The 20,769-nt window shown below is 41.4% G+C and carries 12 protein-coding genes and 1 pseudogene; 10 read left to right on the top strand and 3 right to left on the bottom strand.

The features are described from left to right. Position 1: 1 nt before the first annotated feature. The gene (locus BUB52_RS13945; RefSeq protein WP_009120323.1) at positions 2-1,069 is read right to left on the bottom strand and encodes a M20 family metallo-hydrolase; all 1,068 of its coding nucleotides are present in this window, start codon (positions 1,067-1,069) and stop codon (positions 2-4) included. A gap of 121 nt (positions 1,070-1,190) precedes the next feature. Between BUB52_RS13945 and BUB52_RS13935 the strand changes: the two genes are divergently transcribed. Next, positions 1,191-2,996 carry an AMP-dependent synthetase/ligase gene (locus BUB52_RS13935; protein WP_022218267.1) on the top strand — a complete coding sequence of 602 codons (1,806 nt, stop codon included), beginning with the start codon at positions 1,191-1,193 and terminating at the stop codon, positions 2,994-2,996. Between the two features lie 198 nt (positions 2,997-3,194). Then, positions 3,195-4,574 (top strand): glycoside hydrolase family protein, encoded by a 1,380-nt coding sequence (locus BUB52_RS13930; protein WP_009120325.1) that lies wholly within the window; start codon positions 3,195-3,197, stop codon positions 4,572-4,574. Positions 4,575-5,262: 688 nt separating this feature from the next. Here BUB52_RS13930 and BUB52_RS15915 read toward each other — a convergent pair. Further along, positions 5,263-5,718, bottom strand: a complete 456-nt coding sequence (locus BUB52_RS15915; RefSeq protein ID WP_254302421.1) for an ISAs1 family transposase — start codon at positions 5,716-5,718, stop codon at positions 5,263-5,265. A gap of 524 nt (positions 5,719-6,242) precedes the next feature. Between BUB52_RS15915 and BUB52_RS13920 the strand changes: the two genes are divergently transcribed. The 7 genes from BUB52_RS13920 to BUB52_RS13890 all read left to right on the top strand — a co-directional run bounded on the left by BUB52_RS13920 (position 6,243) and on the right by BUB52_RS13890 (position 20,205). Continuing rightward, complete coding sequence (locus tag BUB52_RS13920) at positions 6,243-9,992, top strand: hybrid sensor histidine kinase/response regulator transcription factor (RefSeq protein ID WP_167317654.1); 3,750 nt, start codon at positions 6,243-6,245, stop codon at positions 9,990-9,992. 384 nt (positions 9,993-10,376) lie between these two features. Further along, entirely contained in the window at positions 10,377-12,185 is a 1,809-nt protein-coding gene (locus BUB52_RS15495) for a family 43 glycosylhydrolase (RefSeq protein WP_139259722.1), read from the top strand. Positions 12,186-12,214: 29 nt separating this feature from the next. Continuing rightward, positions 12,215-12,955 (top strand): leucine-rich repeat domain-containing protein, encoded by a 741-nt coding sequence (locus tag BUB52_RS13910; RefSeq protein WP_009120332.1) that lies wholly within the window; start codon positions 12,215-12,217, stop codon positions 12,953-12,955. Positions 12,956-12,965: 10 nt separating this feature from the next. Then, positions 12,966-16,073 (top strand): SusC/RagA family TonB-linked outer membrane protein, encoded by a 3,108-nt coding sequence (locus BUB52_RS13905; RefSeq protein ID WP_009120333.1) that lies wholly within the window; start codon positions 12,966-12,968, stop codon positions 16,071-16,073. Beyond that, a complete protein-coding gene (locus BUB52_RS13900) occupies positions 15,961-17,751 on the top strand; it encodes a RagB/SusD family nutrient uptake outer membrane protein (RefSeq protein ID WP_083554550.1) in 1,791 nt (596 codons plus the stop codon). Before BUB52_RS13905 ends, BUB52_RS13900 begins: the two co-directional genes overlap by 113 nt. Before the next feature lie 25 nt (positions 17,752-17,776). Next, a complete protein-coding gene (locus BUB52_RS13895) occupies positions 17,777-18,640 on the top strand; it encodes a fimbrillin family protein (RefSeq protein WP_009120335.1) in 864 nt (287 codons plus the stop codon). A gap of 29 nt (positions 18,641-18,669) precedes the next feature. Further along, positions 18,670-20,205: a fimbrillin family protein gene (locus BUB52_RS13890; protein WP_157183382.1), complete on the top strand. Its 1,536-nt coding sequence runs from the start codon at positions 18,670-18,672 to the stop codon at positions 20,203-20,205. Between the two features lie 78 nt (positions 20,206-20,283). On the opposite strand, the pseudogene BUB52_RS16005 reads toward BUB52_RS13890, so the two are convergent. Further along, positions 20,284-20,503: pseudogene (locus tag BUB52_RS16005) on the bottom strand (IS4 family transposase); the annotation flags it as partial. 87 nt (positions 20,504-20,590) lie between these two features. Here BUB52_RS16005 and BUB52_RS13885 point away from each other — a divergent pair. Further along, positions 20,591-20,769, top strand: a 179-nt coding sequence (locus BUB52_RS13885; RefSeq protein WP_455768258.1) for a rhamnogalacturonan endolyase family protein, incomplete at its 3' end; no start/stop codon positions are given.

Below are 20,769 nucleotides of genomic sequence, written 5' to 3'. Positions count from 1 at the left end.
ATTATATTGTCGCCCCGTCCAGCAAATCCAGATAGAGCGTAATGGCTTCCTCAATCTCTTTGATGAAGATAAACTCATCTGCCGTATGGGAACGGCTGCTCTTGCCCGGTCCCATTTTCATGGACGGGAAGGACATCAGCGCCTGGTCTGAAAGGGTAGGGGAACCGAATGGCGTTCTGCCCATCGCAACAGCCTTTTTTACCAGCGGATGTTCGGGAGAAACATGCGAAGAACTCAAACGGAAAGACCGGGCTTTGGCTTCACAACCGATATGCTTCTGTATCTCGTCGAAAAGTTCCCGGTTGGTATAGCATTCATTGCTGCGGATGTCGACCGCAAATGTACAGCGGTCGGGTATGACATTATGCTGGGTTCCCGCATTTACCATGGTTACACTCATCTTTACCGGCCCCAATAAAGACGATTCTTTCGGGAAACGGTAGTCGCGGAACCAGGCGATATCGTTTAATACTTTATATATGGCGTTATCGCCTTCGTTTCGGGCGGCATGCCCCGATTTGCCGTAAGCGGTGATGTCCAGTACCATTAACCCTTTTTCGGCGATGGCGGGTTGCATCTCCGTAGGCTCGCCCACAATGGCGAATTGTATGGGAGGCAGTTCCGGCAATACGGACTCTATGCCGTTCTTGCCCGATACTTCTTCTTCGCAGGAAGCCAGATAAATCAGGTTGTATGCCTGTGTAGTCCGGCAAAGTTGCAGGAACACCTGCAACAGGCTGACTACGCTTGCTCCGGCATCGTTACTTCCTAAACCGTAAATCTTTCCGTTTTCTTCCGACGGGCTGAACGGAGCTTTCCGCCATCCGTTTACGGGTTTCACCGTATCGATATGAGAGTTGAGCAGCAGCGTCGGTTTATTCAAATCGAACATCGGGCCGAGGCACCATATATTGTTACCTTTTCTTCCGGTTGTCATTCCCTGCATTTCGATATAGTTCTGTAAAAAGTCCGCGGCCTGTTCTTCTTCGCGGCTTAATGAGGGGATAGCTATCAATGATTTAAGCAGTCCGGTTGCTTCGGAAACTAAAGTCTGTATGTCGGTTGTCATCGTCAAGATTAGTTATATATTCGTTATTACTCTGCAAACTTACGGATAAATCCCGAAAAAGGGAGATAGTTTCAAATAAAACTAATACCTTTGCACCCATATTTACCAATTTATTAAAAATATGACTTATCATCATTTGTCTGTCATGGTACATCGTCAGGCAGAGAAGTATGGAGACAAAGTAGCCCTTAAATACAGGGACTATGAAACATCACAATGGATACCCATCACTTGGAATAAATTCTCTCAAACGGTACGTCAGGCAGCCAATGCGTTGGTGGCTTTGGGTGTAGAGGAACAGAGAAATATCGGTATCTTCTCACAAAATAAACCGGAATGTTTATTTACTGATTTTGCGGCTTTTGCCAATCGTCTGGTGACCATACCGTTGTATGCTACCAGTTCTTCGGCTCAGGCGCAGTATATTATTAATGACGCTCAGATACGTTTCCTTTTCGTAGGCGAGCAGTTTCAGTACGATGCCGCTTTCAGCGCATTCGGTTTTTGCCATTCTTTGCAGAAACTTATTATCTTCGACCGTAGCGTGGTGCTCGATCCCCGCGATAAGACATCCATTTACTACGATGATTTTCTCGCATTGGGTGAGGGGCTTCCCCACAATGATGTTGTGGAAGAGCGTAGCGCCCGCGCATCGGATGACGACCTCGCGAATATCCTTTATACATCCGGTACTACCGGAGAGCCGAAAGGCGTGATGTTACACCACTTCAATTACAGAGAGGCTATCCGTATCCATGATATTCGTTTGACCGCCATGACGGATAAGGATGTATCCATGAACTTCCTTCCGCTGACGCATGTGTTTGAGAAAGCCTGGACTTATCTCTGTATTCATAGAGGGGTACAGGTTTGTATCAATCTTCGTCCGGCGGATATTCAGACTACTATCAAGGAAGTGCGTCCTACATTGATGTGCAGCGTTCCCCGTTTCTGGGAGAAGGTTTATGCGGGCGTACAGGAAAAGATTGCGCAGGAAACCGGATTGCGGAAAGCAATGATGCTGGATGCCATCAAAGTAGGCAAGATGCATAACATCGATTACCTGCGTGTGGGCAAGACGCCGCCTCTGATGCTTCATCTGAAGTACAAGTTCTACGAAAAGACTATCTATGCCCTGCTGAAAAAGACAATCGGTATTGAGAACGGTAATTTCTTCCCGACCGCCGGTGCGGCTGTGTCCGATGAAATCTGCGAATTCGTGCATTCGGTGGGCATTAATATGGTAGTGGGTTATGGACTGACGGAATCTACCGCTACCGTTTCCTGCTTCCTTGACAAAGGATATGAAATCGGTTCGGTCGGAACCGTCATGCCCGATCTTGAAGTAAAGATTGGAGAGAATAATGAAATCCTGCTCCGGGGTAAGACGATTACTACCGGTTATTATAAGAAACCGGAAGCCACTGCGGCAGCCATCGATAAAGACGGTTGGTTCCATACGGGTGATGCCGGTTATCTGAAAGATGATCATTTGTATCTGACCGAACGTATCAAGGATTTATTCAAGACTTCCAATGGCAAATATATCTCTCCGCAGGCTTTGGAAACCAAACTGGCAATCGACCGTTATATCGACCAGATTGCCATTATCGCCGATCAGCGCAAGTTTGTATCCGCCCTGATTGTTCCTGTGTATGGCTTGGTAAAGAACTACGCTAAGGAAAAAGGTCTTGAGTATAAAGATATGGCCGATTTATTGCAACATCCTAAAGTGCAGGCTTTGTTCCGTGCCCGTATCGATACGTTGCAGCAACAGTTTGCCAATTACGAGCAAGTGAAACGTTTCACTTTATTGCCCGAACCGTTTAATATGGAACGGGGAGAATTGACCAATACATTGAAGTTGAAACGCTCCGTTGTCTCAAAGAACTATAAGGAACTGATTGACAAGATGTACGAAGAATAAAGGATTGTCAATACATTATATTACAGGCAGGAGATGATTGTTCTTCTGCCTTTTTTATGTTCTCTCTGTCCGGCTGGAAAATCCCGTCTTTGAATTTATTAACGAAAACTTTTACCGGATTTCTTAGGGATGGAGCGTTGTCACCTGTCTTTATATAAGAGGAGTTTTCCCGAATTTTATATTTAATCTTAGTTTAATATGATGAAGAACTTTTTGACACCATTCTTAGTGCTGTTTCTGATAGCAGGCCTGTATGCATGCCGACAGGAAAAAGAAGTTACCGTTAAGGAATACCCCATGTTCTGGACATGGCTGGATTATCATCCTTGCATGAATTTTGATTCGGTATGCCAAGTGATGAATGACATCGGCATGGACGGGATAATGCTGAACGCACCCACTCCCGACGATTATCGTATCGCGATTCCTATTGCCCATAAACACGGCATTGAAGTATATGCATGGCTATGGACTATGAATTTGGAGCATGACCGCGACAAGATTCTGGCGGAACATCCCGAATGGTTCAGTGTGAACCGTAACGGAAAAAGTCTTGCGGATACTACGGCATACGTGGACTATTATAAATTCCTGTGTCCTGCGCTGCCTGAGGTACGCGAATTTATCAAAGAGAAAATTAAGTCGTATTGTGAAGTCGAAGGACTGAACGGGATTGCCATTGATTACAACCGTTTTGTGGATGTCGTGCTTCCTACCACGTTATGGCCGCATTACGGTATTGTGCAGGATCGCGAATATGCCGCGTGGGATTACGGTTATCATCCCGCCATGCTCGAAGAGTTCAAGGAACAATATGGTTATGATCCGCGTGGGCAGGAAGACCCTTCATCGGACGTGAAGTGGCGGCAGTTCCGTTGCGACCGGATAACGGAAGTTGCCAATATGATTGCCGAGGTGGTACATTCGTACGGCAAGACAATGGCGGCATCTCCGTTTCCTACTCCGAAAATGGCTTCACGCATGGTGCGGCAGGACTGGGGTAAATGGAATCTGGATATCGTCTTCCCGATGGTGTACCATACTTTCTATACGGAAGATGTCAGCTTCATTTCCGATTGTACCGTTGAGAATGCGCGCGACAAGAATGATAAAACCGTGTTGTACTGTGGTATGACCGCTACCGACGGTCCGGAGATGTTTGCATGTATGGACGCCGCCTTGAATAGCGGCGCTCAAGGTATCGCCGTATTTACGGTGGCGGGTCTGCGTTCTCCTGAAGTAAAGAAGCGGTTCAAGGCTTATACAGACAGCGTAAAGGCGGTACGTGCAGCTAATGGCGGCATCATTGAAGCTGTTTATCCTCATGTGGCGGATGCGAATCCTTTTGCCCATAAAGGCGTCATGGAGTTGATAGAGAAACGTATGCGGCAGATTATAGCCAAAACGTCCGGTACAGAGGAACTGCCCTCGTTGGCTTTGGGTGAATATAAGCAAACGGAATCTTACGATGCTACCCGTTGCTATCGGGTGGCGGATGAGAATAGCGAGACTGTCTTTAAAGTTACTTTCTATTTCTACGGTGATGTACTTTCGGGTTGGGACGTAGCGGCGGAATAGTCCGCCCTCTCTTATTCCTACGGCTTTTTATTTAAGCTTTGATTTAGGGGTACAATCTCCCTATCCATTTCAGTACGGCATGGATGTTAATCATATTGTTGATAATTAATAGATTATAAATATATTAAGTCTGATGTTTTCCCCTTTTGAGCCAGAAAATGTAATACCTTAGTGAAACTTACTGATAGCTCTCTTGTTATCTCAGCCGTACCTTTTCGTTTATCTGATATTTTTTCCTTCTGTTCTTCAAAACAACAATCAGTGCCAAGACCATCCTTTGAATTGTGTCGAGATTCCTAGCCGTCCGTTCAGCCTTACGCTTTATGCTGTCCTGCCGGAAGTTGCGGCCAAGATTCCAGTGCACGCTTGCGCCTAATGCTATTTGGTTATCTGACTAAGCGGGTTCTGCACAGCTATTCAGGCTTGAAATATACACTCGCTGTTCAGATATAATCTTACTATCAGACTTTTTTTCCGTAGATGTGAGTATTTCTATAACTGCCAAACTACCATTCCATTTTTTTCTTGTCGGCAATAAGTTCTTCCCTGCGGTATATACGGCATATCCTTGACCCAATCCTACCGTGCTCCAAGTATGGACCTTTCTTGTAAACATCAGTCTTTATAGAGTCTCAAGCTCAGATCTTTGATTCGCTTTGAATTCAATCACGAAGTCTCCTCTTTCTATTTAATCTTGTCTATTATTACCTTTTTGGAATGACATGGCATCTGCTGTGACTATACATTCTAACACGTCCAGTTTATCCAATAATCGGGGTAGGGATTTGATTTCATTACTTTTCTCCTTGCAAATGTTAGCAGTCAAAGTAAGACCTGAACGAAGTGAGTATGCAGAAACGATATTAGGATTACGTCCGTTGTCGTATAGTGTACTTCGCATGACCTTGCCATCAATACACATAATGTTCGTTGCCGAAGAGCATATTTCCTTGCGGAAAACATCTACAAAAACAGATATTCGATCAGCCGTCCTTTCATTGTCTGTGTTTTGAAACACACGGTAAAGTGTAGCTTCTGACAGTAAGCCATACGGAAATAACGCTTTCGCCTGCAGGCGTTTCAAGTGACGTTTGCCAAATTGAAGTATTTTAGCTCTGGTGATACACTTGCTGAGTTTCCCCAATATGACGCATGAGTGTGTCTTCAAGTTTGTGTTTGAAGTTTCCTCTACTTGTTCTGCGATATTCAGGGACTGAGGATACAAATTTTCTCAAATGGGTCATGGCGCTGTCACGAAGACTGTCAAAGTGCTTCTTCTTTAGTAGAGTTATATGTAAATATTGTATATCCGTAAAATGAATCGTATTTTGGTTATTGCAAAAACAAAGGCGGAAGACAATATCAAATCATATCCTATTGAATCCTGCCTAAAAAAATAAACGATAAGAAAAAACACCTAAGGCGGTGCTTTCGCATCGCTGCACGCGGATATAAGGATTTTTTTTATAGCAACAAGCGATGAACAATATTTTTTAATGAAAAAGCCGTGTCCGGTCATTGCTTTGATTCAGCAGATACTTGCTTGATACTATGAAAATTGCTAACTTTGCAAAAACTAGTGAAACAAAATTCGGACTTACTAGTAATAGCCTTTCGTATAAAAAAATCGCGTTTTTGTACAATATACTCATGCTAAAAACGAATACTATGAGACATTTCTTTTTAACTTTATTATTAATAATCTTTACCACTATATGTTATGCGAAAGCTGATATCACCGCATATCATCTTACAACAGATAATGGATTGCCAGATAATAATGTACGGTGTCTCAAATTTGACAGCAAAGGTTTTCTATGGTTTGCCACACAATACAGCCTTTATCGTTATGATGGCTATAGCTATCGTCAGTATCAACGCAGTACTAAAGGCGATATGAGTTTGATGCCTTCAAATCGTATTGTGTCTATAAACAATTGGACAGACAATCAATTATTGTTTCGCTTCAATACCAATCAACTGCTATTGTATAACCTAGAAAGTGATAAACTGGTAGCTTTCTGTGATTCTGTTACATTTTATAAAAGCATGTATAGTCATAATAGTATGCACCTCTATGACAATCTTGGTCGTTTATTTGTATATGACAATAAGAATGGAACATTGCGGTATACAGATAGTAATGTAGGTAAGAGTTTTACTTTGCATATTATTGACGACGAACTGAGGCAGTTGGCAGTAGATTTAAAAATTTACATAGTTACTGACAAAGAAGGCCGCGTGTGGGTGAGTACCAACGGTAATGGATTGTTTATCTACTACCCTACAACTGGAGAACTGCAGCATTTGACTACACAAGACTATCCTGACCTTTTGCCTTCTAATCATATTGTAGCAATAACACTAGATATGGCTGGAGACATTGTTATCAGCAATACTAGGTATGGACTTACCCGCCTACATGTTGGCAATAAAAAAGAGGCAGAAACTATAAAATTCGGGAAAAGCCGCCTAAATGACGATAACGAAGTGAAGGTTCTAACACGGTTGCAGTCAGGCGAAATAGTTGCAGCTACTGCTGCTGGTCAGGTGTATAGTGTAGATGAAATTGGGGAATTCAAGTCTTTTGCCCAACTACCATCAAACGTTCTGTACAACAATATAGGCAATATGCCTGATGGTTCGCTTTGGGCAACAACACGTTCGCGAGGAGTATTCTTGAAAGACCGATTCTATATGGACGGACAGCGTACAGATCATGTAGTTGTAGACAATAAAAGACGTGTTTGGGTGGCAAGTGTAGAGGGGCTGATAGCCGTAGCTGAACCTAAAAAAGATGGTAGCTATGGCGAGTTTCAGAGGCTATTTACCAATGAAAAACTACTTGAAACTCGCCAGTTCCTTTATGATAAACATAATCGTATTTGGATAGGCAGTAATGGTGGTGTAGTATCATTCTGCCCAGATGAATTATTAACTAATCCCAAGTCATACCAGCTATATAAACTGAAGAATAGTAGCGGCAGCATAGCGAGCACCAACTGCTTGCATCTAGACCATTTGGGTTATCTTTGGGTGGGGACCACGCACAATGGTCTGTATCGTAGTAACATACCTCTGAGTAAAATTGTCAATCATGTCGACATTCAATTTGAGGATCTGTCTAATGAGATTATCACAAACCTCTCTATACAGAGCATCATCAGTGATAGACAAGGTAATATGTGGATTGGAACAGAGAACGGTTGCACCTGCTATAATCCCAAGAATCACAAAGCTAGCCAGTTTTTGAGTGATGATAACCGATTATTAAACTATTGTAACCCCAATTGTACCGTAGCATTAAGCAATGGAAATGTATGGTTTGGTACTCTTGATGGTATAGTTGTACATAACCTCAAACAAGGATTACACGATAAAAGACAACGTAATCTTGAGTTCACAGAGTTGATTATTAACGGCCAGCCGACCTACCGAATGACTTCGTCACCACTAGGTGAAGTTAACATAAATGGAGTACAAAAGGTAACATTGGCACATAATCAAAATTCTCTGACTATCAACGTCTCTGACATGAACATATTTAGCGGTAATATTACCACATATCGTTACTTTATGGAAGGTATAGACGAATGGAGCGAAACCACTACAAGTAATAGTGTCAACTATCAGAATCTTTTGCCAGGTCGCTACATCTTTCATGTTGAAGCCATTTGCGGTGGAAGCAAAACTGAAGAGCGCATGCTCGAGATTGTTATCAGTGAGCCTTGGTGGAACACTTGGTGGGCATATATTATTTATATAGTGATAGCAGCGGTAGTGGTAATAGTGATTTATAATGAAAATCGCAAGAAACGTATCTTGCGTCAACGCATGCGTGATGAGCATCTACTTACCGAATATCGCTTAAAATTTTTTACAAATATCTCACATGAATTCCGAACACCACTTACCCTAATTCTATCTAGCATCGATAAGCTTGAACAACTATCCGCCACATCTAGCACAATAAAAGGGTCAATACAGATGATGCGCCAAAATAGCCAACGGCTTAAGCGACTTATAGATCAGTTGATGGAATTTCGCAAAATAGAGACTGGTAATCTGCAATTGCGAGTACAAGAAACGGATGTATCTACATTTATATACAATATATACCAATCATTTCATGAAGAAAGCGAACGTCGTCGTATAAATTACCAGTTCAGCCGAACTGCTACCCACGTAAAGGCATGGGTAGACCGCGGCTATATAGATAAAATCATATTTAATTTGCTTTCGAATGCTTTCAAGTATACCCCCGTTGGTGGTGAAATTACAGTGTACCTTGCTGTAAATGAGAATAAGGTACTATCTGTAAAAGTAACAGACAATGGTATAGGCGTACCTGCAGATAAGCGGGATACCATATTTGACCGTTATTCACGTTTTACTTCATCTCTAGACTCTATGGGAATTGGACTAAATCTTAGCTATGAGTTGGCCGTTAACCACCATGGTTGTCTCACTTACAACAATCGCATGGATGTATGTGGCTCCGTGTTCACTCTTTCTATTCCCATAGGCAGAGATGAATATGCTGAAAACGAGGTAATGAGTGAACAGCAGCTTTCACTCACCAGTGATGGCCCTAACGGCTATCAACAGCGTGAACAACTATTTATAAGCAACCCGCTAAACGATCGCTGTGTACTAATTGTTGAGGATGATATTGATATACAAGACATATTACATCAAGAACTTAGCCAGTATTTTCATGTTATGGTGGCAACAGATGGTGCCGAAGCAGTAGAGATGCTAGAGCAAAAGTTGCCAGATTTGGTAATAACAGATTACATGATGCCAAATAAAAATGGTATGGAACTGCTACAACATATTCGTAAAAGTTCTTATCGATACCTCCCAGTAATTATGCTTACTGCTATAGATAGTGAAAATACGGAATTAAAATCTATGATTATGGGCGCTGATGCCTATGTGACAAAACCTTTCAGTATGCAATTACTGATAGCACAAACCGTTAATCTGATAAAACAACGCAGTTATCTGAAGCTAGATTATGCCAATACTGTCTCTGATGACGATGTAAAACCAACAGGTGCAAAGGTCATACTGCCAGAATTAATCACTGAAGAACGAGATTTAAAACTTATCGCCCGATTTGACAGATATATAGATTTACACATGAGTGACGCTAATATGAACATAGATAATATCGCAGAGGCTTTAGATTACAAGCGTACCAACTTCTACAAGAAGATAACTTCGCTTGTAGGATGTTCACCTAAAGAATATGTTCGTAAGCGTAGGATGCAACATGCTGCTGAGATGCTTAAGGATGAAAAGCTTACAATTGCAGAGGTGGCATATCAACTAGGTTTCTCTACACCTCAGTATTTCTCTACTTGTTTCAAAGCATATTTTGGTATTAAGCCTTCTGAATATCAGAAAAGATAACTTAATTATTGTACATAAACTTATTTTTTTATTTTACTGTATGGTAACTACATATTACCTTACAGTGTGAATCTTTGTTAAGAATTAGGGTGTATGGAAATATAAAGAGGGTGCAATCTGCTATAAGATAGTATATAGTCACCTACCTTATAAGTTAGATTAATATATTTCTCAAAATCTTAAAGCGTATAAAATGTTTTATGTATTTCATGACAAGGAAAGAAATAGCCTTGGACTCCATTATGATGTTATAAAAAAGCCAAGAATATAAAAAGTGAATATCGTGTTTTTATTAGTGGCGGGATGAAAATACTTTTGTAATAAACGACTATAAATAGGATTTGAATAATATTGTACGGTATTGAACAAAAACAAATATCTATTTTGCAAACCATCAGTACTTTTACCGGCGTAATTAAACAAAATCAAGAATTTAATATCAATGAAATGAAAAAAGTATTTTCTTTATTGTGCATCATGACTCTTTCTATTGGAGCTTGGGCGCAAAACACATTCGTATGTGCTGGTAACAACGCTAACATTGAGTTATCAAAAAGTATCAATGGTGGAGTAACATCTGTCACTTATGGTTCTACTGAAACAGCTCTCGTCACATTAGTATCAAAAGATGTAGATGGACAGAAAGACAATGTACTCTTCAATTCAAACTATCTACAGAAAGAGCGGGTCATCTTAATTGATGGAAAATGTTACCCTGGCATTTTCTTTCGTCGCCAAGGAGAGGGAATCCTTACAATAGAAAAGTCAAAAGAGGTTTCCAAGATTACAATGTATGCCTATAAGGCCGCCACAGACAATAGACCTATGTATGTAAAGATATGGAAGAATAACCATGCTCGCCATGAAATTGGCACTTTCAATAGTTTCGGTGGAAAACTAGTTTCAATAGATATAACCAGTCAGGATGCAATTCGCCTGTCTGGTTCAGCTGTATTTGCTCTAAAGGTTGAATACAAAAACAACAATAAACCAGCAGTGGCAAAAATTATGCACGCGTTAGACGGAGACTTCACTCCACTACAATCTGACATTGATTGGGCTATGCAGTTCCGTGCAACAAGTGGTGCAGGGCATGCTGTTGTTGGCGATGGACGTGGTGGATGGCGTAGTGGCGTTATCGATGTACAGTATCAAGGGCAGGATATACGCCCCGAATATACTGTAGTGTCAAAGGTTTGCAGCGGAACAGCTGTAGAAGAGGGGTTGGTACCTCCTATCAAACCAGCATGGGATGTTCACCTTCGCGATGGAGTCGTTACTCTTGGTGGAGATGGCATGTATTATCTAACAGGTTCGTCGGGCGATAATATTTGGGCTTATGCCAAAGGTATTGAACTTTGGAAATCTGCTGACCTCAAGTCGTGGGAATATATGGGTCTAGTTTGGGATATCGACAAAGAGGCTGACGAATGGGTAAAACAGTGGCGTAAACACCCACGCCGTGCTGTACGTGCCGTATGGGCTCCAGAAATTCATTATATTCGCGGAAACTATTTCATTTGCTTCAGTATGTGTCCACGAGGAATTGGCATACTAAAGAGTGCTACAGGTAAACCAGAAGGCCCTTACGTTAATGCTTTCAAGAGCAATGAACCTATAGTTGCAGCTATTGATGCAACATTGTTTGAAGATGAGGATGGAGAAGTCTACTTCACTTATGCAGGTGCTACACGCATTGCTCGCTTGAACAAAGAAATGGATGGTTTTGCTGAAGATTTTCGTACTGTAATTTTCAGCACTCCAGATACCATTGCTTCACACCACGCTACAGGATGTGTTAAGCGTAATTTCGCTGACATCGGTCATGAAGGTGCAGTCATATTTAAATATAATGGTAAATACTACCTTGGCGGTGCCGACACCTACGAAGGCCGTTACTCACCATGCGTTGCAGTTTCAGAGTCTATTTACGGTCCTTACACTATGCGCCATGAAGCAATTCCATGTGGTGGTGGTACAGGATTTTTCAAAGATAAGAAGGGTGACTGGTGGTGTAGTTACTTTGGTAACGACACACAGACTCATTTTCGAGAAAAAGTTGGTTTTGTAAGAGTAAGTTTCTCTAAAGATGGACATGTATATCCAGCACTCGACCAACCATTCGTTCCTAAAAGCGAACGTAAAACTTGGGAGGAAAAATGGGAGAGAGTCTGGAAAAACAAGTATAACTAAACAACGGAATAAAACTAAAGATAATATTTATGACTATGATCTTTTATATGAAAAAAAACTTTTTCAAAGCTTTCGAATTGCTGATACTTTGCGCCACGGTTTTATGTAGTTGTGACGACGATGGTATCACTGAAGGTGATCCAAACTATTGGACATCATCACGCGGACAGTTCATCTCAATACTTAAAGATGGCACAAAGATGTTCTTCCTTGACAGCAAAAATGGCACAGCAACAGTGACATTCGATGGTAGTAACCCACTGCATTGGCAGGATGCTTCCACTGCAACTGTTAAAGTCTCTACCTACAAAGGAGATGTAAATGTACCCGAATTCATTGAAAATGACGGTAAACAACTCACCGTAACAAGTATTGGTGAGGAGGCTTTTATGGGTTGTCGCACTATGACTGCATGTGTTTTGCCTGAAACAGTAACCTCCATTGGCCAAGGTGCATTCAATATCTGCACGACATTGACTAGTGTAAATATCCCCAAAGGTGTCACAGAAATACCTTCTGCATGCTTTGGGCGCTGTGAAAAACTTACATCTATAAATATACCTGTATCAGTAACAAAGCTAGGACGTATGGCGTTTTACGGCTGTATTGCTCTACGTTTCATCACAGTTAATGCCACAGAGCCACCAATAATTGCCGATGAAACCGTATTCTCTAGTATTAGTTCATCAGCAGAAGTTAAAGTCCCTACAGGTTGTAGCGAGACTTACAAGAATGCTCCTATATGGAAAAATATGAATATTGTAGAATAAAAAGAGAGATATGAAAAGGATATTATTAACCCTTATGCTTTTGATGGTGGTGACTATTGTTTCAGCGCAAGCTGTTATCACAGGAACGGTTGTCAGCAATAATGATGGCGAGCCACTTATAGGTGCCACGATAAAGGCAGGTACACAAGGCACAATTACCGATATAGACGGAAAATTTACTCTGAAGAGCAATGCAAAACAAGTTGAGATTACATACATTGGTTACAAGCCACTTACTATAAAAGTAGTAGATGGCAAAATTAATGCTCGACTTGAGGAGAATACAATCACTATTAACGAAGTTGTAGCCATTGGTTATGGTTCTGTAAAGCGTGGTGATATTACCAATGCCGTGGCACAGGTGAAAGGCGATGCTCTTGTAGACCGTCCACTAACTAATGTAGCTGCTGCACTGCAAGGTGAGCTTGCTGGTGTTGACATACAATCTACATCAGGTGCCCCAGGTTCATCGGTACAGATAAAAGTACGTGGTGCGACTTCTATTAATGAGAGTGCATCGTCAAGCCCACTATATGTTGTAGACGGTGTGCCTATGGACGAAAGCTTTGATCTTAATAGTATTAACCCGCATGATATACAGTCTATAGAAGTACTGAAGGACGCTTCATCGTCGGCCATCTATGGTTCGCGTGGCGCTAACGGTGTAATTCTTATCACTTCAAAAAAGGGAGATAAGAATAGTCGTACAAGTGTTAATGTCACGACAAATTTCTCATTATCTACTCCCGAAAAAATGATGAATATTTTCAACCCATCAGACTGGATGATATGGCGACAGATGAGCAATGACAATAGTTATGTTTACACTTATGGGAACCGTGGGGCACTTGCGGGTGATACATATGCAGAGCAAGTCGCAATGACTGGCGGTAGTGCTTCAACCTCTTCTGTGTCAGATCCTCGTTGGAAAATGATAGGATATGGCGGATTATCACTCGTAGATTGGCAGAAAGCAATGTTTCGTACAGCATTCTCGCAGAACTATAACCTAGCCATTTCTAGCGGAAACAAGACATCTAGCTATCGTGCATCATTGGGTTATACACACCAAGATGGTATTGTAATACACACTGGATTGAACCGTTTGAACGCAAAACTATCTACCGAGACATCGATTAAGGAACGCCTTACACTAGGACTAGATTTAACCCCTCAAATGATGGTGACTACTGGTGGCAATGTCGATGGTAAAGACAATGCAGCAATGCAGGCACTTCAACTGGTTCCTGTGGTAGAACAGGCTGCAGGCTTAAACACTGCAGCTGAACCATTCTCACGCTATATGTGGGCTGGTTCTACCGTTTCACCCGTTGCACTGATGCGCGATCGTTCGTATCGTGACGAGCAGATACGCTTACAAGCAAGTGCTCGCGCCGCATATCAGGTAAATAAACATCTTAAAATACGGGCCTTGGCTTCATGGATATTCAATAATCGTGAACGCAAAACCTTTACACCGTCATCGCTAAACCGCAACTGGACACAGGGTGAAGGTTATGCAGCTGTTGGCAACTGGAATGGAACACGTTCGCACAAGTATCTTATTCAAGCTACAGCTACATACACTCGTAAGTTTGCAAAAAAGCACAACTTTAATGTTGTAGTAGGTTGGTCTGCAGAATCTACGCAAGACGCAGCATCATACACCATGGCTGCTACACAATTTCCTAATAACACCATACAGGGATGGACACTAACTAGCGTTGAGCCTACACGTTTTGATGCTACATATTCTACTGACGACCATTTGATTTCATATTTTAGTCGTGTCGAATATGGCTATGATTCACGGTATCTCATTAATGCATCAATACGTCGAGATGGTTCTAGTCGGTTCGGTCTTAATCGCAAATGGGGTACATTTCCGGCCATATCTGCAGCATGGCGTATCAGTAACGAGAAGTTTTGGGACCGCACTTGGATTATGAATCAAGCCAAAGTGAGAGTATCCTACGGTTCTAACGGTTCTAACTCTATTCCTACAAATGCGGCAGATGGTATGCTTACATCTACCAATTATGCTCAAGACGGAACACTTATCCCAGGCTACATCCCCTTATCATTGAACAATGATGACCTTGGATGGCAGAAAACTAACTCATGGAACTATGGCCTTGATCTTAGTTTCTTCAGAAATCGCATCTCAGTTGCAGTAGATTACTATGTAAAGAACATTAGTAATATGCTCTATCAGGTCACTCTTCCATCGGTTATCGGATATGCTAAGGGATGGGATAACATAGGGAATATTCGTACAAATGGAGTAGAAATAGAGTTAAAAACAGAAAATCTTACAGGCCTCATAACGTGGACAACAAAGGCTTCCGTAGGTTACTCTACAAATAAGGTCACCGATCTTGGTGAGAATAGTACTATCTACACAGGCTTTGATAATAAAACTCAAATCATAGAGGTCGGTCATCCAGTAGGTGAATACTATATGTATATAGCTGATGGAGTCTACCGTAACGAAGAGGATCTTGCACGCTTCCCTAAACAAGAAAGTTCAGTTGTAGGCTCTGTCCGTTATCGCGATGTTAATGGCGATGGTGTCATTAACGAGGCCGACCGCACATACTGTGGCAAGCCACAACCATCATGGACTTTTGGATTAAACAACTCCTTCAAGTGGAACAATTGGGACATGTCGTTCCTTATCACCGGTCAGTGTGGCGGAAAAATATGGTCTGCTCTAGGACGTGCAATAGACATGCAGTATCAAGGCAACGCGCTCAATCGCTTGGATCATTATAAAGATATGTGGCTTAATCCTGACCACGTGGGTAATGGGAAGATACCAGCTGCTGTGGGTACCTATGGCAGCATTGAAGAGCAATTCTCTACACGCTGGTTGTATTCAACTGACTTCATCAAATTGAAAAATATAACCCTTGGTTATCGCTTTAATTTCTCGAAGGATGTTATGGTCCGCTCTTTGCGCATTACTGCAAGTGTTGAGAATATCTTTATGATAGATAACTATTATGGTGGTTATTCGCCAGAATCCAACAACTCTGGTAGTCAGGTACGTGCTTACGATTATGGAGCTTATCCCTCTGCTCGTACATTTTCTATTGGCTGTAATATCAGTTTGTAATAACCATATATACACTTTGAATAATAATATCGAATATACCAAGATGAACAAAAAAATATCAATATTAGCCTTAGTGCTAACACTTGTGGTCACAAGCTGCAGCGACTTTCTTGAAACTCCATCCAAAAGTTCGCTTAGTACTGGAAACTTCTACAAGACACCGGCGCAAATGGATCAAGCACTTACTGGTGTATATAGTTGCTTGAAGCCATTATCTATATATTATTTTGCAATGTCAGAAATTCGTTCAGATAATATGTTGCAAACTACCGAAGCCAAGGCAAATGACTATGCTGATTGTTCTCAATTTAACTCCACCTCATTACTAACCAACTCTATCGTAGCAAACTGTTGGGCCGACTATTATAAATTAATAGCTTCAGCTAATGCTTTGTTAGAAAATATGGGAGGTTTGTCTGAAACTACCGAAGACGTTAAGACGCAATACGAGGCTGAAGCTCGTTTCTTGCGCGGTTTTGCTTATTTCGATTTGGTTCGTTTCTTCGGTCGTGTGCCGTTATCTACAACAGTATTGTCAACAGCCGAATCATTTGCACTGAAACAAAGCGAGAGTGTAGAGATTTATACTCAGATTATAGAAGACCTTGAGTTTGCCACTAACAATCTTCAGGAGTCATCTGTAGACTTCCAAGGCAAGAAACATCCTGAACGTGTGAGTGCTATAGCTGCCAAAGCTTTGCTGGGAAAGGTTTACATGCAGATGGCAGGCTTTCCACTCTACAAAGACACTAAGGCTCAAGCCGAGGAAATGCTACGTGAAGTATTACAAGAAGCTAATGCATTGAATGGTATTCCAACAAAGTATTGGGCAAAAGATATTGATGAATGGAATAAGATGTGGATTCATGAAAACAATAATAAGTACTTCCTCTTTGAAATTCAGTATGCTTGCGAAAAAGATGCCGGTAACCCAATGACACCACTTACACGCGTTCAGAACTCTAAAGCTGACAACTATTGTAACGCTAACCTCACTATAGGTCCACACTTATACATCAACCGCGATCTTCAAGACGAGTTCTTCCAGCTAAATGCTGATGTCGAGGGTGGTGAAGTCACTGACATACTCGATGAACGTTTGTCGGGAACTATCAACACGGCCTCATTTTACGACGAAGAGACGGGCGAATATGTTGGTGGCATAAAGGATGCAAACAACTTTATGGTAAAGTTCTTCGAGCATAAAATGAAGAGAAATGAACTTGGCTTCCCCGATATGGACGCTTCTATTGTAGACCGTACGTACTGGCCACAGAATTTTCCTCTGTTGCGCATAGAAGATGTGATGTTACTTTATGCCGAATGTGTAGGCAATACAAATGAAGGTTACCACTGTCTTAATCTTATTCGTACTCGTGCTGGTATGAGTACACTGACAGGTCTCTCACCCCAACAATTCCAAGTTGCTGTATTAAGCGAGCGACGTCACGAACTACTAGGCGAAGGGCAACGTTGGTTCGATCAGGTTCGCCTGAATACGTTTGTTGACGACATCAAGACGAAGTTCATCAACTACCGCGACCTTCGCGATGGCAGCCACTCGGCAAACTATACTGTTTATGCCAACCGCGTAACCCCAGACATGTATCTCTACCCTATTCCGTTGAGCCAAATTCAGGTTCACCAGGGATTATACACTCAGAATAAGGGATATTAAACGACACGTTAATATAAAGAAAAGTATGAAAAAAAAATTTTCAAATATATCGCTCTTGCTAATCATATTGTTTGTATTAGCGAGCTGTTCTAACGAAGATTACTTAGGTGGACACTTTACTACTGATAGAGAGGGTAGCATGGTGAATATTTCGGCACATATAACTTCTGAATTATTTCAAGATAAGACCTTCGTTGCTGGCGATAAGATAGGCATTACCACAAGTTACAACGATAATACCTCGCGTAATCGTTCATACACTTGTGCCGAGGATGGAGCTACGTTTGATGCTACTATAGGCGTACCTATATACATTAAAGGTAATGGATTTATTTCGGCTTACTATCCTTTTATGGGTGAAGACGGAAATGAGGCCATCATCAATCTTAATACAAAGGACCAAAGCGCTATTCCACCACTCTTTGTGGCAAATACAAACGATATTACTATAGGTGTAACTTCAGCAATATTAAACTTTAAGTATGCATATGCTCAAATGAAGTTGAACCTAATTGTTCCGGAAGACGAGACCATAAAGGGCTATCGTCTGTGTGGTTTTGTTCATGAAGCTACCGTCAATTCGTTCACAAACGATATTGAACTCAATGTTACATCAGATCTCGCAGATGTTGTTTATAATAGTGCAAAAGTTATTACACTTACCCTTATTCCACAAATAGTTACCGCTGATTCCTACGATCCTGCTAAGATTGTTATACTTGGAACCAACCGCTCTTACACAGTTGCCATGGGTGAAGTATCACTGGTTCAAGACCATATGAACGAATATAATATAGACCTTACTGACGGCATAGGTTCCATCGAGTTTATTCCAGGTGGTGCACAGTGGACCCCTTCTACTGGTGGCGGTAACATAAGTTCACACTAATGATTAACCAATTTATTATTGATAAATCCATGAATAAGATAACTTCAATTCTTACCTTAGTGCTAACATTTGTGCTAAATAGCTGTAGTAGCGATGACTACACGATGAGCAACTTTAATGTTGCTGCACTGCGCTTTGAAATCACTGAATCACATACGCGCGCCTCTATCAACACTACTACAATGACCACTGTCTTTACCGTTGGCGATAAAGCCGGTGTATTTGGAGTGAAAAATGGCTATGTTGTTGAAGATCTGAACAATTTGCCACTTACACTCAATCAGTCTGGTTTTTGGTCTCCCGCAACAAGTCTCAACTACTCGGTAGACATGGCAGACATTAAGTTCTATGCATATTTTCCTTATAATGAAAATATCACTTTCGACGCCTCGTCGGAAACCCCTTTTTCTGAATACATCAACAGTCTTCAAGTTCCGTTGAATCAAGAGAATGTAAAGAACTTTAATAGTGCCGATATCATGGTTACAGGTGCTTGCACGGTAGATACAAAATTGCATTATGTAAAGTTGAATATGACACATGTCAACTGCATGGTGAATGTTGAACTACCTAACAGTTCGTATGTCTTCACAAACCAAGGTATGGAACCTTATGTATTGACGAAAGCGGAAAATGTTCAGTTCAAACTTGGCGGCAAGATTGTAAAACCATATTTTGATACAGAGATACAGTCTTACCGCCTTATAGTAAAGGCGAACACTTCAGAGACACTCAACGTATCGTATACAGATGGTGACAGACAAAACAATGCTACCATTAACAACCTCGCAAATATCAACAAAGGTGAATATGCTGACTATGTTATAGATGGCGGTGTAGACCTTGTTTCTGGTTACAATCTGCAGGTAGGTGACTACTATCTTTCCACTGGCAAACTTGTATCAAAAGATGCAGAGCTCACGGCGCAACAGAAAGCAATGGTAATAGGTGTTGTGGCAAAACTTGGCACAACAGACGGTATTTCTTCATCCTATAAGACAGCTACTCACGCCATTGTCCTTTCACTTAATAACGGTAGTCTTGCAGCCTGGGGTGACTATGCTGCCACTACATCGGCGGAGAATAACGCGGGATGGAGGAACTGGTGGATAGATTATGGTCATGGTTTAGCCAATCAGAATACCAATTCTGCAGGTTCTCTTAAGGAAGATACCTTTGCTGAAATAGGATTTGAGGATACCCACTCATGGATGTCTGTTAGCAATCCGCTAGTTATTGGAGGTTACACCCATAGTTACAATTGTGTAATGATAGAGTCATACAATATTTGGTGTAGAACGACTGTTGCTCCTGATATAACATCGGGTTGGTATCTTCCATCACTTCGCGATCATATTAACATAGAGGCCAATCGCACTGCCATAGATGCTTCATTAGATAAGGCTGAAGGTGATAAAATTTCAACCGATCTTTATTGGTCTACATCGCTTCGTGCTGCTGGTTCAAATTGGTGCTATTCTTATGGTAAGACAGCATTGGCAGATCGCTATAAAGGTGTTGGTCTGAAAGATAAGCGCCTTTACCGCTACTTGTTGGCATTCTAAATTATTGATAAATATCACTAGTGCCCACTACAAGTTAGTGGGGCACTAGAATTTAGAAAATCAAATAAACTTAGTCTATCAAGACCGCTTTCCTCTTTGATAACTTATGAATTTATTTTTGTTGAATAAATCTACGAGATTGGACTTATCCGTAAGTGAAATGCATACCTCGTATATACTTCTTTCGAGTTGTATATTGCATTGAACAATGGCTACAAGGTTAGGATATGATAGCACAATAGATTTGGATTCGTGCCGAGTTCTCTGTAGTTCCCCAAAGCCTTTTAATCTGCAGATGCTACTTGGACTATTTGAAAAACAATATTCCCGTAACCCAAGAACTGAAAAAGATATGAGAAAACACCTGTATTATCTAATCGCATCCATGCTGATTATTACTATAAGCTTAAACGCCCGGACTAACTACAACTACAAGAAATTGCAACGTGAAAATCTCGGACGTGGTGTGGTCGCTATCCGCAAAGACGCTTCTACCGTCACCATTTCATGGAGATACCTCTCATCCGACCCTATGGATACCGAATTCAACGTATATCGTAACGG

Source organism: Bacteroides clarus YIT 12056 (assembly GCF_900129655.1).
Classification (GTDB): Bacteria; Bacteroidota; Bacteroidia; order Bacteroidales; family Bacteroidaceae; genus Bacteroides; species Bacteroides clarus.
Note: the sequence above shows the minus strand (reverse complement) of the source record. Positions and strands in the feature narration are given on the sequence as shown.